At 39.5% G+C, this 14,549-nt stretch carries 14 protein-coding genes; 7 read left to right on the top strand and 7 right to left on the bottom strand.

Annotated features, from left to right (window positions below; translation table 11 throughout):
• Nucleotides 1-210 precede the first annotated feature (210 nt).
• Nucleotides 211-2,646, top strand: coding sequence for a TonB-dependent receptor (locus tag EWM59_RS24315; RefSeq protein WP_130023848.1), 2,436 nt, complete (start codon nt 211-213; stop codon nt 2,644-2,646).
• Nucleotides 2,647-2,859: 213 nt separating this feature from the next.
• Nucleotides 2,860-3,237 carry a hypothetical protein gene (locus tag EWM59_RS24310; protein ID WP_130023847.1) on the top strand — a complete coding sequence of 126 codons (378 nt, stop codon included), beginning with the start codon at nt 2,860-2,862 and terminating at the stop codon, nt 3,235-3,237.
• A 657-nt stretch (nt 3,238-3,894) separates the two neighbouring features.
• Here the strand turns inward: EWM59_RS24310 and EWM59_RS24305 are convergent.
• Nucleotides 3,895-4,326: an SRPBCC family protein gene (locus tag EWM59_RS24305; RefSeq protein WP_130023846.1), complete on the bottom strand. Its 432-nt coding sequence runs from the start codon at nt 4,324-4,326 to the stop codon at nt 3,895-3,897.
• A 245-nt stretch (nt 4,327-4,571) separates the two neighbouring features.
• Between EWM59_RS24305 and aroC the strand changes: the two genes are divergently transcribed.
• The 5 genes from aroC to EWM59_RS24280 all read left to right on the top strand — a co-directional run bounded on the left by aroC (nt 4,572) and on the right by EWM59_RS24280 (nt 9,952).
• Nucleotides 4,572-5,651, top strand: a complete 1,080-nt coding sequence (aroC, locus tag EWM59_RS24300) for a chorismate synthase (protein ID WP_130023845.1) — start codon at nt 4,572-4,574, stop codon at nt 5,649-5,651.
• A gap of 253 nt (nt 5,652-5,904) precedes the next feature.
• Nucleotides 5,905-6,543: an O-methyltransferase gene (locus EWM59_RS24295; protein ID WP_130023844.1), complete on the top strand. Its 639-nt coding sequence runs from the start codon at nt 5,905-5,907 to the stop codon at nt 6,541-6,543.
• 169 nt (nt 6,544-6,712) lie between these two features.
• Nucleotides 6,713-8,800 carry a LysM peptidoglycan-binding domain-containing protein gene (locus tag EWM59_RS24290; protein WP_130023843.1) on the top strand — a complete coding sequence of 696 codons (2,088 nt, stop codon included), beginning with the start codon at nt 6,713-6,715 and terminating at the stop codon, nt 8,798-8,800.
• 76 nt (nt 8,801-8,876) lie between these two features.
• Nucleotides 8,877-9,449: a DUF3109 family protein gene (locus EWM59_RS24285; protein ID WP_130023842.1), complete on the top strand. Its 573-nt coding sequence runs from the start codon at nt 8,877-8,879 to the stop codon at nt 9,447-9,449.
• A gap of 170 nt (nt 9,450-9,619) precedes the next feature.
• On the top strand, nt 9,620-9,952 hold the full coding sequence (locus EWM59_RS24280) for an MGMT family protein (RefSeq protein WP_130023841.1): 333 nt from the start codon (nt 9,620-9,622) through the stop codon (nt 9,950-9,952).
• A gap of 103 nt (nt 9,953-10,055) precedes the next feature.
• On the opposite strand, the gene atpH is transcribed toward EWM59_RS24280, so the two are convergent.
• The 6 genes from atpH to EWM59_RS24245 all read right to left on the bottom strand — a co-directional run.
• Entirely contained in the window at nt 10,056-10,589 is a 534-nt protein-coding gene (gene atpH, locus EWM59_RS24275) for an ATP synthase F1 subunit delta (protein WP_130023840.1), read from the bottom strand.
• A gap of 177 nt (nt 10,590-10,766) precedes the next feature.
• Nucleotides 10,767-11,261 (bottom strand): F0F1 ATP synthase subunit B, encoded by a 495-nt coding sequence (locus EWM59_RS24270; protein ID WP_130023839.1) that lies wholly within the window; start codon nt 11,259-11,261, stop codon nt 10,767-10,769.
• Nucleotides 11,262-11,428: 167 nt separating this feature from the next.
• Entirely contained in the window at nt 11,429-11,698 is a 270-nt protein-coding gene (gene atpE, locus EWM59_RS24265; RefSeq protein WP_116980791.1) for a F0F1 ATP synthase subunit C, read from the bottom strand.
• A 45-nt stretch (nt 11,699-11,743) separates the two neighbouring features.
• Nucleotides 11,744-12,808, bottom strand: a complete 1,065-nt coding sequence (gene atpB / locus EWM59_RS24260; protein ID WP_130023838.1) for a F0F1 ATP synthase subunit A — start codon at nt 12,806-12,808, stop codon at nt 11,744-11,746.
• Nucleotides 12,809-13,249: 441 nt separating this feature from the next.
• Nucleotides 13,250-13,465 (bottom strand): AtpZ/AtpI family protein, encoded by a 216-nt coding sequence (locus tag EWM59_RS24250; protein WP_130023836.1) that lies wholly within the window; start codon nt 13,463-13,465, stop codon nt 13,250-13,252.
• A gap of 138 nt (nt 13,466-13,603) precedes the next feature.
• Nucleotides 13,604-14,549, bottom strand: a 946-nt coding sequence (locus EWM59_RS24245; RefSeq protein WP_130022633.1) for an IS3 family transposase, incomplete at its 5' end; no start/stop codon positions are given.

Genomic DNA, 14,549 nt, shown 5'->3' with positions numbered 1-14,549 from the left:
GTAAAAAGCCTTTCAAATTCCAATTTGAAAGGCTTTTTACATACAAAACTGCGACTTTGTATTATTAATCCCCCTTCAGGGGTTAGGGGTGTCTTTTTTTATTTTCATTCCCCTTTAGGGGGTAGGGGTTTTTAAATCCCCCAAAATGGGGTAATTTAATCAGGCGATAGCTTTCTATTTTTGCCTTACCGAATATGAAAAAGCATTATTATGAAAAAGCTATTGACAGCTTACCTGATTTGTATGACTATGCCCCTGTATGCCCAGACCCTTGCTGGCAAAGTAGAAGGGCAGATTAACGATGATGCAAAAAAACTGGTTGAATTTGCCAACGTAACGCTTCATCGTGAAAAAGATTCTACCCTTGTTAAAGCAGCTATCACAGACCAGCAAGGCAATTTTGGTTTTGAGAACATTTGTGAAGGGCGCTATTTCGTCAGGGTTTCTCAGGTGGGTTATCAGAAATTCAAATCTCCGGTTTTTGACCTCAACACCGCTAATAAATCTGTCAGACTTTCGGCTATTGAATTAATGACTGATGCCAAAGCATTGGGTGAAGTAACAGTGCGTTCAAGCAAGCCTTTTATTGAGCGTGAGATAGACAAAATTGTGCTCAATGTTGAAAACAGTATTACCTCGGCCGGAAACAGTGTCATTGAGGTATTAGAAAAAGCACCCGGTGTAACTGTTGACGCCGATGGCAACGTATCGCTGAAAGGTAAACAGGGAGTGCTGATATTAATAGATGGCAAACCCACTAATCTGTCAACTACCGATTTAGCGAATATGCTCCGGGGAATGGCCGCCAGCCAGATTGAGAAAATAGAACTCATTACCAATCCATCGGCTAAATATGATGCTACAGGTAATGCAGGCATTATTAATATCCGCATGAAACGTGATAATAAACTGGGCATGAACGGGAGTTTTAACCTGAGTGCCGGGCAAGGCTTGCGTTTCAAGCAGAATGCAGGGTTGAACCTGAACTACCGTGATAAAAAATGGAACCTGTTCGGCAACCTTACACAGGTAAACCGTGCGGGAGAAAACAGAACGGTACTTAACCGGAAGTTTGTTGCAGGTGATGGAAGTGTTTCTACATTAACCCAGCGACCAACCCAGGTGCCTCATTTCAGTTCGCAGAATCTGAAAATAGGCGTAGATTATTTTTTGAGCCGCAAAACCACCATTGGTGCCAATATCAATGGCGTATTGAATAATATTTTAGTAAAAGCCAGCACCCCAAGCGATTTCAAAGACCCCAACGGAGTTATCACAAGCAGTAATGTAACCAATAATTCGAACCGTGACCGTTGGCGGAACTATACGCTGAATCTGAACCTGAAACATACTTTTGACAGCACCGGTAAAGAACTGACCGCCGACCTTGATTATGCCAGTTATAATCAGCGGATATTACAGAATTCTACTACCGAAACCACCTACATGCCCGGACAGACGCTACCATCGCCTTATATTCTGAGAGGAGATTTACCGTCTGATATTGACATTAAAACGATTAAGATTGACTATGTACACCCGTTAGGAAAGGATAGCCGATTTGAGATAGGAGCCAAAAGCAGTTTTGTGAGCAACGATGGTAACGCACAATATTATCTCATACAAGATGGGGTAGAAGTGGTAGATATAACCCGTACCAATCATTTTATATACCATGAGAACATCAATGCCGGGTATATAAACTTTAATACCAAATTCAAGAAAACCGGGGTGCAGTTAGGTTTACGTGGAGAGCAGACCATTGCCGAGGGCCACCAGTTATCAACCAATGCAACTTTTAGCCGCAAATATTTCCAGTTGTTTCCGACCGTATTCATCCGTCAGGAAATTAACAAAAACCATGAATTGAGCCTGAATGTAGGCAGGCGTATTCAACGCCCCAACTATCAGGATTTAAACCCTTTCAAGTTTTTTCTCGACATCTATGTCTATCGGGAGGGAAACCCGCAATTGCAACCCCAGTTTACTTTTAATTCAGAACTGGCCTATACTTTCAAGCAGCAATACAATATTACGTTTTATCACAGCCGTACGAGAGATATTATCTCAACGGTGCTGATTCAGAACGATGTTACCAAAGTAGCTGCGCAATCACAACAAAACCTCAATAACCTGGAGACCATCGGTTACAATATCTCGTTTCCGGTAAAATATACCCAATGGTGGAATGGTAACCTGTATTTCGAAAATTACCATAACCGTTATTGGGGGAAATTCCTGAACGGAGAGTTTAATCAGCAATTAACTACTTTCTTTTTTAATGCCACCAATACCTTTACTATTGGTAAAAACTGGAATGCCGAACTGACAGGGTATTATCAGTCGCCATTTTTATTTGGCACATTTAAGATACTTTCTCAGGCACAAATCGCTTTAGGCTTACAAAGACAACTCTGGCAACGCAAAGGCACGCTGAAAGTAAGCGTAAGCGACCCATTCCTGACCCAGAGAAACAACATGATTGTCAGATACCAGAACATGGACATGACCCTCCGCCGTCGTCTTGACAGCCGGGTAGTGTCTGTTGCCTTCAACTATCGTTTTGGTAAATCTACAGTAGCACCTGCACGCAGAAGAAACGGAGGACTGGAAGAAGAAAACCGCAGGATTCAGACCAACGGATAATCCCTCTATTTTGAGGCTTACATACAGTTTGTTAGTTTAAAATCCTATCCGGTTGAGATAGGATTTTTTTTGCCTGATGGGTAAAGCTGAGAGAGTTTTTTAACAAATTTTAACAAATCCATCACTTACCATTCATCATAATCCCCCAAATTGGGGTAGTATACAAAATCGGTAGATTAGTATTTTTGTCTTATCGATTATGAAAAACATTCTATGAAAAAGCTATTTACTTTCTATTGCCCAGCTATGGCCATGCCTCGCTATGAGTACCCATCTAAAGGGAGTACAATAGCTGAAGTACATACAGATTCTACAGGTCATACACTTCAGATGAATGTTCGATTAAATTCTTGTAATTTTTTTGTTCACCCTGCAACATATAAGAAGGAAAATACGTTGTTATTAACGTATAGTGCTGAAATCACACACACGTATAGACAAACGCTTACTACCTCGTTTACTTTCAGTCGTCCGGCTGATGTGTTACCCTCGGTACTTTTGGGGAGCTTTCCCAGACATATTATCTCTAATAGAGATAGGAATAGTTCATACTACTCCACTAAGGCTTGGTTTGAAAAACTACCTGAGTAGAGACTCAGTGGATGTAGCATTGTGTGCCAAAAACAGGACAGAAGAGGACAAGTTGCGAGGGTGTATTTGGATTATATGGTATAAACTTATTTACTTTGCCACAGCAAAAACGAACTTAAGATGTTAAAATGAACCCAGTGCAACCTGTTTTAATGGGATTTTGACAAGAAAATATAACCGTTTATTAAACGAATAAAGATTTTATACAGTTTAGTTTAGTTTATTGAGACAAAAACCGGCCGCTTTGAGTCGGTTTTTTTTATGTCCCCGTGTGAGATTCAGCGGATAAATACCCGTTTTTTTTATAGTGTGTGGAGAAATGAGAAAATTTAATATTTTCTTAATATCAGTGTAATATTAAACGAAAATGAGGGGGAAAATGTTTTGTTAGAAAGGTTGTTTTTGTGTTTGTAGAGATATGACAACAAAAGCCATAAATTTTCGTAAGCATAGAATCGTAGAGACGACATGCCTGGTGTCTCCAAAGGACTATCTATACCAAGTATTTCTCTTTTGGGTTTGAAAAACTCCCACCAAAAATACATTCAATAGATTGGATAGTCCCTTGAAGACGTCAAGCATGTCGTCTCTACCAATAAAATATACAAATCTTTATGCCTATCCATATTGCCATATCTCTAAGGCCAACAACATGCATTACACCTCTACTAAATTCCGTATCAGCACCAGCGTTGTCGGCCAATAAAATTCCAGATGCTTACGGATACTCTCGGTAGGAAAATTTTCTATGTTTAATGCCAGGATTGTTTCATTACCCACAGGTACTAAGGTAAAAGTAAGAATTGAATAATTTTCAGGTATATCGGGTAGTTTGGATATGGAATCTAACTGAGAATAGCTTAATTTCTTTGCTTGGTCAAAAGCCAATACAATACCCTTATTCTCAAATTTTTCATGATGAAAGCCTTTTATAACAATCGAAGAACCGACCTGCCAGTTGGTATGCACTTCAACCCCCATATCAGGCTCTCCCAACCATTGGGTCATAGATTCAGGGTTTGTTAAAGTTTCCCAGACTTTGGTAGGAGAGGCGTTGATGGTGATTCTGGTTGAGAAACTGTTAGGCATGGATGATGATTGTTGGGCAGTTTAGCAACACAGGTAAAGACTAAAAAGTTTGTCAAGATAAAATGTGATGTACTATTATTTTTTATTTAACGTGTTAAAATTCTGATTGTTCTTATATGATTAGTGAGAAACTTGCAAGCGAAAACACCTCTTCTGACCAAAACCCAAAAAATCTCATTCATACCCCAACATTTTGTCGTAATTTTACCGCAGTATAACATAACCTAAGTTTTTGTTTTTCGCTCATGAGTAGTACGTACGGAACAATTTTTAAGATTTCAACATTTGGTGAATCGCACGGTAAAGCCATTGGTGTAGTAATAGATGGTTGCCCTTCAGGAGTAGATTTTGACGAAGCATACATTCAGCATGAATTAGACCGTCGTAAACCCGGACAATCTCGCATTACAACCCAACGCAAAGAGGCAGATGAGTTTCAGGTATTGTCGGGTGTTTTTGAGGGAAAAACAACCGGAACACCCATTGCCATGGTGATTCCGAACGAAGACCAGCGTTCTAAAGATTACGGGCATATAGCCCATCAGTTCCGTCCATCGCACGCCGATTATACTTATACGGCTAAATATGGCGTACGTGATTACCGTGGTGGCGGGCGAAGTTCTGCCCGTGAAACAGCAGCACGTGTAGCGGCAGGTGCATTGGCAAAAATCATGTTGTCGTCGCAACAGATTACTATTCAGGCTTATGTATCACAAGTAGGCAAAATCAGATTAGGCAAAGAATACTGGGAATTAGACCTGTCAAAAACGGACGATAATGCCGTGCGTTGCCCTGATGCAACTGTAGCCCAACAAATGTTTGATTTTATTGATGAAACCCGTAAAAAAGGCGATTCAATAGGGGGGATTATTACATGTGTCATTAAAGGTGTTCCGGCAGGTTGGGGCGAACCTGTATTTGATAAACTTCATGCTGAATTAGGCAAAGCCATGTTGGGAATCAATGCCGTAAAAGGCTTTGAGTACGGCAGTGGTTTTGATGGCGTTGAACTCTACGGCTCGCAACACAACGACGAGTTTTATATGGGCGAAGACGGTAAAGTACATACTAAAACCAACCATTCGGGCGGTATTCAGGGAGGTATCTCCAACGGTGAAGATATTTATTTCAGGGTGGCATTCAAGCCTGTGGCTACTATTATGCAAGACCAGGAGAGCGTGGACGATGCAGGCGAAAAAGTAACAGTATCGGGTAAGGGACGCCACGACCCTTGTGTGCTGCCTCGTGCTGTACCAATTGTAGAGGCCATGGCTGCACTGGTATTAGCCGATTTTAGTTTAAGGGCAAAAAATAACAAGATTTAATAGCATTTAGCTAACGTGCAATAATTTTAACCACGGAGTAGCGCGGAGTTTATTGAAATTACTCGGTGTAACTCCGTGCAAAACCGGGCGACGTTCGCTCAGTGCAACTCCGTGGTAAAACTTAGAAGCTCCGAAAGTTTAATAAAAAACAATTTGCTGAAAAGACCGTTTAATAGGTAATAGTCCAAAAAAAGACCCCTCTGTTGTAGGTTTTTTCAAAATTGTTCTATTTTTGTATAAAAATGCTTTCCTGATGGAATTTATTCCCTCCGATATTGACCAATATTGCGTAGAACACACTACGCCCGAAAATGACCTGTTGAGTAAACTGAACCGTGAAACTCATGCCAAGGTCTTACAGTCCCGGATGCTTTCGGGGCATTTGCAAGGGCGTTTTCTATCTTTATTGTCTCACATGATTCAGCCAAAGCTTATTCTTGAAATTGGTACTTATACGGGCTATTCTGCCTTATGTCTGGCTGAGGGTTTAACAGAAAACGGGAAAATCATTACGATTGATGTCAACGAAGAATTAGAAGATTTTGTGAGAGATTTCTTCAGTCAATCTGCTTTGAATGATAAAATAGATTTCAGAATCGGTAATGCTATGCAGCTCATCCCGATTATAGCCGATTCGTTTGATATGGTTTTTATAGATGCCGATAAACTGAATTATAGTCATTATTATGATTTGGTTATCGACAAAGTGCGCTCAGGGGGCATTATCATAGCCGATAATGTATTGTGGAGTGGTAAAGTGAGTAATGCATCGGCTAAAGATAAAGATACCATCGCCATCAGAGATTTCAACAAGAAAATTCAGGACGATACCCGTGTAGAAAATATCCTCCTGCCCATTCGTGATGGATTGATGGTAGTTCGGAAAAAGTGATAAAATACCCCATCCCCGACCCTTCCGCGCGGCGGCCGCCCCAACAATGGGGAAGGGAGGGAAAGTCCCTCTCCCCACTGTTGGGGAGCGGACGCCGCTGCGGAGGGATTTAGGATGTGGGGTTAAAGTTTTTAAATAAATTGTGCTTTCATTATAATTTCCTAATTCCATGAAAAAAACGTTCGCTTTCTCGTTTTTTCTGGTAAGCATGCACGTGGCTTTTGCTCAACAGCCCAGCTTACCCGAGGTATCTCGAAAAGTTGATTTTGCGGGTATAACCGTAGAATTAGATGCAGATGCCCAAAAACTTGTCCAAAAAGAAATTGCTACTTTATTGTATCCGGAGAATAAATATGTACTGGACAAACTCCAGCGAATGCAATGGTATTTTCCGGTGATTGAGCGTATTCTTGAACTGGAAAAAGTACCCGACGATTTCAAATATCTGGCAGTCGTTGAAAGCTCATTGCTGCCTGATGCCGTCTCAAGTTCTAATGCCGTAGGTTTCTGGCAAATGAAAGCCAGTACAGCCCAGGAAGTGGGCTTGCGGGTAGATAGTGATATTGACGAAAGAAAAAACATCTATGCTTCTACCAGAGCAGCAGCGGCCTATCTGAAGCGTAACAATCAGATTTACAAAAACTGGATTTCTACCTTATATTCTTATATGTTAGGCGCGGGAGGTATCAGTAAAATTGTGCCTTCTGAATGGACAAATGCCTCAAGAGTTGAATTTGATGGCCGTACAGACCGCTACCTGATTAAAACCATTGCGGCTCGTGTGGCTTTTGAGTATCGTATGAACCGTATGAGAGAAAATCCTTATGCTTTTGTTGAATACCGCAAAGGAAAAGGTAAAACCCTGGCACAAATAGCCTCAATGGTAGAGGTAGAAACTTTAGACCTGAAAAAACATAATTCGTGGCTACAAACCACTACTATTCCCGACGATTATTCGGTGGCTATTCTGGTGCCTGTAACCCGGTTAGACGAAGTACAATCGAAAATTGGTCGTCAGCCTGAGGTAGTTGCTGGTAAAGGTAGTAAAGCCAAAAAAGAGGAAATCAACCACAGAGATTATCCGGTGTTAGAAAGAGTTACGATGCAGGTGAACAATGAAGAAGACCCTGTGTTTTATACCATCAACGAAATGAAAGGGATTCTTGCCAAACCGGGTGATGATGTGGCTTCTCTGGCAAGAGGTGGAAAGTTAAAAATCAAAGATTTCCTGCTTTTTAACGACATGAGCGACCGATCTGTTGTAGAAGAAGGACAAGTATATTACCTGCAAAGAAAGCTACGCAAAGGGCCTGTTGAAAAACATCAGGTGCAGGCAGGTGAGAGCATGTGGAGCATTTCGCAGATGTTTGGCGTAAAGTTGAAAAACTTGCTGAGACTCAACCGCATGAGAACATCGCAGGTGATTCAGGAAGGGCAGATTGTGTATTTGCAAAAGAGACGTCCGAAAAATGAGCCAATCGAAAAGTCTAAGGATATACAGGAGCAGGAACCTCAGCAAAAAGTACCTGTGATGGAAAATTATGAAGAGCAAACCGTAGCAAGCAACCAGAAGTCAGGCAAAAAGCAATCGCAGGATGAAGTGATGGAGAGTACGGGTGAAACGGTTGTGGTAGAAAGAACTACTAAAAGGACGCCCAAAAAAGAGCCTGTAAAAGAAACCACCAGTACAGAAACTACCAGCACAAGAGAAGAAACTGAAGAAGATGATATTGTAGTAATCACAGAAGACGAAGACAAGACTGATTATTCTACGCCTGTAACGCCTGTGAAACCTGCTCCGGTGAACCCGAATGTAACCATTAAAAACTCGCCTGCTACTACAGAAACCAGGAAAACTACAAATACCCCGACAACATCATCAATGCCTAAAACAGGCTTGCACACAGTTGATGTAGGGCAGACGCTCTATAGCATTGCACGCCAGTATAAGGTAACTGTAAAAGACTTGGCTGCCTGGAATGGTTTTACGGTAAATGAGCATGTAAAAGTAGGTCAGGAACTGATTGTGAGCAATAAAGCAAAAGGCGCATCGGGCAATACCTCAACGGCCTCTGCAAGCACAGCCGCTAAGGCAGAAACAGGTGGAAAAGTAGCTACCCATCAGGTAGCAAAAGGCGAAACTTTATTCAGCATTTCGAAGCGTTATAGTGTGGCTATGAAGCAGATTCAGGAATGGAACAATATGAACGACAACAACGTTAAAATAGGGCAGAAGTTAATTATCAGAAAGATTTGATGTATCTTTGATACCGAAATTTTATAGTTTACTATGCCATGCTTCTTAGCATGGCATATTTTATGGCATATATACAATGATATTAATCGAAAATACTTGTATCAGTGATGATGTGGCAGAGAAGTTCTTTGTTTGCAATTTAGAGAAATGCAAAGGTGCCTGCTGTGTAGAGGGAGACTTAGGTGCGCCTTTGGAAGAGGCTGAGTTGCCGATACTGGAAGAAATATACAAAGAGGTAAAACCGTATCTGTCAGAAGCCGGAATCAAGGCTATTGAGGAACAAGGAAAGTACATTAAAGACTGGGAGGGGGATTTTTCAACACCTACCATCGACGACCGTGAGTGTGCATACGCTATCTACGACGATAGGGGTATTCTGAAATGTGGCATTGAGCAGGCCTACCTTGACGGCAAAATTACCTGGAAAAAACCAATTTCCTGTCACCTATATCCGATACGGATTACCAAGTACGAAAAATTTCATGCGATTAACTACGACCGCTGGTCAATTTGCAACGATGCCTGCGAATTAGGTGCTCAATTAGGCGTTCCGGTGTATAAATTCCTGAAAGAACCTCTTACTCGCTTATATGGTGAGGCATGGTATGAGACTTTAGAGAAGGAGATAGAAGGGAAGGGAATTGAGTGAATGAGTGATTGAGTGAATGAGTGATTGAGTGATTGAGTGAATGTAACGTATTGCTACAATGTACACTAATTACACAATGTTTCACAATTTTATTTTATTTGCTCTACTAAGTACGCATTCGCTATTAATAATCACATATTCACTCAATCACTCAATCACACATTCACTCAATGGCTTCTTCACAAGAAAATCTTTTTGATGATATCTATCAGGTAGTTCGGTTGATACCTGTGGGCAGAGTAACCAGTTATGGAGCTATTGCGCAATATCTGGGTACAAAAGCAGGAGCCAGAATGGTGGGCTGGGCTATGAATGCCTGCCATAGCATGCCTGACGTACCTGCACATAGGGTAGTAAACCGCAACGGAGTTTTAAGCGGCAAACATCACTTTGGAGGCAATGTGATGCAGGAGCGATTAGAGGCAGAAGGTGTAAAAGTAGAGAACGATAAGATTATCGATTTTAACAAACATTTCTGGAATCCATCGACAGAATTATTATAGAAATATAGGTATAAGGTATATAAAGAAAAAACCCCCGAAACTCGGGGGTATTTCTCAACTTTATAGCCATGAAAACTAATTTCTTTATAACATAATGCAATAGTTATGCTAATGTTAATTTCAAGTCATTTAATTTTTTTCTGATAGAAGTGTCCACTTGTCTGTCCTCTAACTTCAGCACATAACCTCCTATCAGGTCTTCATTGATTTTCTCCTCTAAAATTACATCTTTTTTGGTAGCTTTTGCAACCAGGGCTGTAAATTCTTTACGTTGAGCATCAGTCAATGGAGAAACAGTAGTAATTGTAGCTTTTTGGATACCCTTTTGCTCATTATACAGCTTTTGAAATTCTTCGGCAATCGGATAAATCAAATTCTCTCTATGTTTCTTTGTTAAGACGTTGAATATTGAATAAGTAACATCGTTGACACGGTTTTCAAAAATGTTTTTCAATATTCCTAATTTTTTGTCGTGACGAACGATTGGATTGCTCATAACAACAGCAAATTGTCTGTTTTCGTCGCAGATTTTTTTAAACAACAACATATCGTCGTTTACTTTATCTACCACATTTTTTTCGTTTGCCAAATCAAACAATGATTTAGCGTATCGGTATGCAACTATTGAATCTGCCATTTTTTCTAAGTAAAAAACTAAATTCTCGGTTGCAACATATAATTATACAAAAATACAACCGACTCTATCAAAAAAACAAATTTTGGAACATTTATTTTGCAATAGCTTAACAACTAAATAGCAAAAAGTTAATGTTTTTTATTAAACGGTAAGAAGTAAACTGATAGATTAAACCGATTAGTTTAACTTTGCTTCCGAAATAAGATTCGATACGAGAGACTCCTGAGCTTTTTTATCAGTCAGCTCTTTACGTAAAACCTTTTCTGCAATTTCAATAGAGAAAGCAGCTACATCTTTTTTCATTTGCGCCACCATTGCTGTTTTTTCTTGTTGAATCGCTTCACGGGCGTCAGCAATAATTTTATTTCCTTCTGTTACGGCTTTTTCTCTCGCTTCGGCCAGCATATTGTCAGAAGCATTTTTTGCCTCACGGATAATCTTGTCACGTTCTAAACGGGCTTCAGCGATAATTCTATCGTTATCAGCTTTCAATTTTGCCATTTCTGCACGTGTTTCTTCTGCCATTCTCAGGGCAGAGTCAATCGAATCTTCACGCTCTTTCAGGGCGCTCAAAATAGGCTTCCACGCAAACTTGGCCAAGAAAAAAACTAAAATACCAAAAACCAAAAGCATCCAGAAAATTAATCCAATGCTGGGGGTTAGTAATTCCATATCTTTAAAAGAATTTTATTAATTATTTGATTTGTAAAGACCTATTATCTATGACAAAGTTTTATTTTCACCTGCCTGACGCTTGCCATTTACTGGTAGATTGAATCCTGTACTAACGCCTAATGCGAATAGTACAGGATTTTAATCAGCGTCGTTTAATTTGATTCTTAAACTAATTTGAAAGAAATCAAAAGACAAATTACGGCTGCAAAAAGCGCTACGGCTTCTACAAGGGCAGCGATGATGATCATCATAGTCTGGATTTTGTTAGCTGCTTCTGGTTGACGAGCTACACCTTCCAATGCGCTACCACCAATACGGCCAAGACCAACACCAGCACCGATAGCTGCCAAACCAGCACCAATTGCTGCGCCCATTACTGCGAAACCACGAGTTGCATCAGCACCTGCTTGTAAAAGAACTTGTAATAAAGACATGATTAAACAATTTATATGAGTGAAACATTAAATACAAAACAATTATCAATGACCGTGGTCTGCTTCGTGGTGTTCTTCGATAGCACTACCAATATACATGGATGATAACAAAGTAAAGATAAAGGCTTGCAGGAACGCTACCAACAACTCGATGGCATTCATAAACAAGGTGAATATGGTGATTACACCACCCACAGCCCAACTTTGAAAGATAAAAATCAAACCTAATAAACTTAAAATGATGATGTGCCCGGCTGTCATATTGGCAAAAAGTCGAATCATTAAAGACATAGGCTTCATAAATACTCCGGCAATCTCAACAACCCACATCAGCGGCAACATCAATACAGGTACACCCTCAGGTTTTACCAGGTGCAACCAATAATGTTTATTAGCGTTGATATGTGTAATAATAAAAGTAATTACTGCCAGAGTCATGGTAATAGCAATATTACCTGTTACGTTAGCACCACCTGGTAATAAACCTAATAGGTTGTTGATGAGAATGAAGAAGAACAAAGTCAGTAAATAAGGTAAATATTTGGCGTATTTAGGGCCAATATTTGGTTTTACTACTTCGTCTCTGATAAAGAAGATGATTGGCTCAATAAATGACTGAACACCTTTTGGGGCTTTGCCACGGTTGGTCTGAAAACTTTTGGCTACCGTTGACATCAACACTATCAGAATAATAGCGCTTAATAAAAGAGAGGCTACGTTTTTAGTAATAGAAAAATCCAAAACATGTACGGCCTCATCAATTTTGCCATCAGGGCTTAGTCGGTGAATGTGTTCATGCAGGTTAATATATCCGTTATAAACGCCATTTCCTTCTTTAAAACGGTTTGATGAAAACACTTCTAAACCATACTCTTTCGTGTAGAGAATCACCGGAAGAGGGATAACAGCACCATGTGCAAATTCCCATTCGTGCGAATCAGAAATGTGGTGCATAATCATTTGTCCGATGTCAAAATGCTCCTCGTCGTGTGCTGCCTCTGCTTTTGCTTCATGATGACCTTCGTGCCCTTCTTGTGCGAATGAAAAAGTCAGAGAAAAGATTGATAATGAGGCTATTAATAAGAATTTATTTGTAAGTAAACGCAACATAATTTTTAAATTATTCGGTCAATCAACGTTTCTGGATAATCACTTTTCTGAATTTTGGCGCAAGTTACTATTTAAATTCCAAATCTCAAAGATTGTGTAAAATAAATATAATACAAAAAAGTTTGCAATGAACAATTCCTGATGCGCTAAACCCCTGTATAATTCAATGGCAATAAAGATAATGCTCAGAATTAGACGTAAAGCAACACTGGATAGATAAAAAGGGATAAAGTTTTTACTTTTTTCTTTAAAACCCAATTCTATCAACCGATTGAAGAGAAACGAATAAGCCACAAAAAAGCTTAAAATTACCCATTTCTGTTGATGTAGCAGGTAACCTAAGCCAATGGCGTCAGCTAAAAAAAATACAATTATGAGTACACCTGTAAGTATAAGGGTTTTTGACATACAATGCTGGTATGAATGTGAGTAAGAGACTATTTACTGTTTAGGTAATTGTCTGATTACATTATAGAGTGAGATTCCGATAGAGGTAAGCGACAAGACAAGTGTCCAGACAGGCGTTTTGTTGGCGGCTCTACCGTCAAGCCAGTAACCAAACCATGTACCCAAACCAATAGTCAGAATCATCTGTAAGCCAATCTGGGTAAATTTGAGCCAGGTTTTGGTGTTTTTCATGTCATTGTTCTCTTCCATATATCCGGTTTTTTTAGCAAAATTAATGGAATAATAATTAGGTATTGATAAGAATGAGGGAAAATGTAGTTAGGCCAATCTTACCTTTGTTATTGTCTAATTTGGTAGAGACTGACTCGTCCTAAAATAAGTTTACAGTTAAATTGATAATCCTGCCATAGGTTTACAGCCTTTATTTGTATAATAATTTTTCCAATATCTTTCTAACTTACCTTCCATTTGGTGAGCCTGCTCTGGGGTCAAGAGTCCAACACTCATATGAGGTCTTTCTTTATTGTAAATCTCTATTATTTCTCTTAGTAAGCCTTGCGCATGCGATAGATTTTTGATAATTATTTTAGCCAAGAACTCATCTTTAAGGATACCGTTTACTCTTTCTGCAATTGCATTTTCTAAAGGATTGCCATTCTGTGTCATACTAATTTGTAGGCCATAATCCTGCAATAAGGTTACATACTCATGTGAACAGTATTGGATACCTCTATCAGAATGATGGATTAATTTATCCACTTTTTGAGGTAAACTCTTTAAGGCCATTTTTAATGCTTCTACTGAACTTATGGCTAAAAGATTATCAGCTATATGATAGCCCATTATCTTTCTTGAATAGGTATCAGTAATAAGTGATAGATAAACAAAACCCTCATTTGTTTCCAGATAGGTAATATCCGATGCCCAAATCTGATTAGGCTTTATAGGCTCAATATCTTTAATTAAATTCGGATATTTTCTTAACCAATGAGAGGAAAAAGTGGTTTTTGTTTTCCTGTTTCTCCTTCTTACTAACAGTCCATGCTGAGATAATAAGTCAAATAAGGCATCTCTGCCCATTTTTATCTGATGCTCAATCATAAAAGCCTGAAGCATTCCATACAACTTTCTTGTGCCAATCATCGGTTGTCTCTGACGAATGGCATTGACCTTTTGTATGAGTAACTCTTCTTCAATCAGACAATCATTTGCTCTCCAAAAATACTGATAATAGGCTTGTCTAGTTATGCCAAACATTCTACATATTTGTCCTAAACCTATTGCTGGTTTGGCCTCTTTGAGGGCGTAGATTGTTTGGCAACGTACTTTTTTT

This window comes from Emticicia agri (assembly GCF_004168285.1).
Lineage (GTDB): Bacteria > Bacteroidota > Bacteroidia > Cytophagales > Spirosomataceae > Emticicia > Emticicia agri.
This window is presented reverse-complemented; position numbering and strand designations above follow the sequence as displayed.

What these genes read in the sequence shown, in the direction of transcription:
- EWM59_RS24315 (WP_130023848.1), top strand. Translation starts at nt 211, where the DNA reads ATGAAAAAGCTATTGACAGCTTACCTGATTTGTATGACTATGCCCCTG.
- EWM59_RS24310 (WP_130023847.1), top strand. Translation starts at nt 2,860, where the DNA reads ATGAAAAAGCTATTTACTTTCTATTGCCCAGCTATGGCCATGCCTCGC.
- EWM59_RS24305 (WP_130023846.1), bottom strand. Translation starts at nt 4,326, where the DNA reads ATGCCTAACAGTTTCTCAACCAGAATCACCATCAACGCCTCTCCTACC.
- aroC (WP_130023845.1), top strand. Translation starts at nt 4,572, where the DNA reads ATGAGTAGTACGTACGGAACAATTTTTAAGATTTCAACATTTGGTGAA.
- EWM59_RS24295 (WP_130023844.1), top strand. Translation starts at nt 5,905, where the DNA reads ATGGAATTTATTCCCTCCGATATTGACCAATATTGCGTAGAACACACT.
- EWM59_RS24290 (WP_130023843.1), top strand. Translation starts at nt 6,713, where the DNA reads ATGAAAAAAACGTTCGCTTTCTCGTTTTTTCTGGTAAGCATGCACGTG.
- EWM59_RS24285 (WP_130023842.1), top strand. Translation starts at nt 8,877, where the DNA reads ATGATATTAATCGAAAATACTTGTATCAGTGATGATGTGGCAGAGAAG.
- EWM59_RS24280 (WP_130023841.1), top strand. Translation starts at nt 9,620, where the DNA reads ATGGCTTCTTCACAAGAAAATCTTTTTGATGATATCTATCAGGTAGTT.
- atpH (WP_130023840.1), bottom strand. Translation starts at nt 10,589, where the DNA reads ATGGCAGATTCAATAGTTGCATACCGATACGCTAAATCATTGTTTGAT.
- EWM59_RS24270 (WP_130023839.1), bottom strand. Translation starts at nt 11,261, where the DNA reads ATGGAATTACTAACCCCCAGCATTGGATTAATTTTCTGGATGCTTTTG.
- atpE (WP_116980791.1), bottom strand. Translation starts at nt 11,698, where the DNA reads ATGTCTTTATTACAAGTTCTTTTACAAGCAGGTGCTGATGCAACTCGT.
- atpB (WP_130023838.1), bottom strand. Translation starts at nt 12,808, where the DNA reads ATGTTGCGTTTACTTACAAATAAATTCTTATTAATAGCCTCATTATCA.
- EWM59_RS24250 (WP_130023836.1), bottom strand. Translation starts at nt 13,465, where the DNA reads ATGGAAGAGAACAATGACATGAAAAACACCAAAACCTGGCTCAAATTT.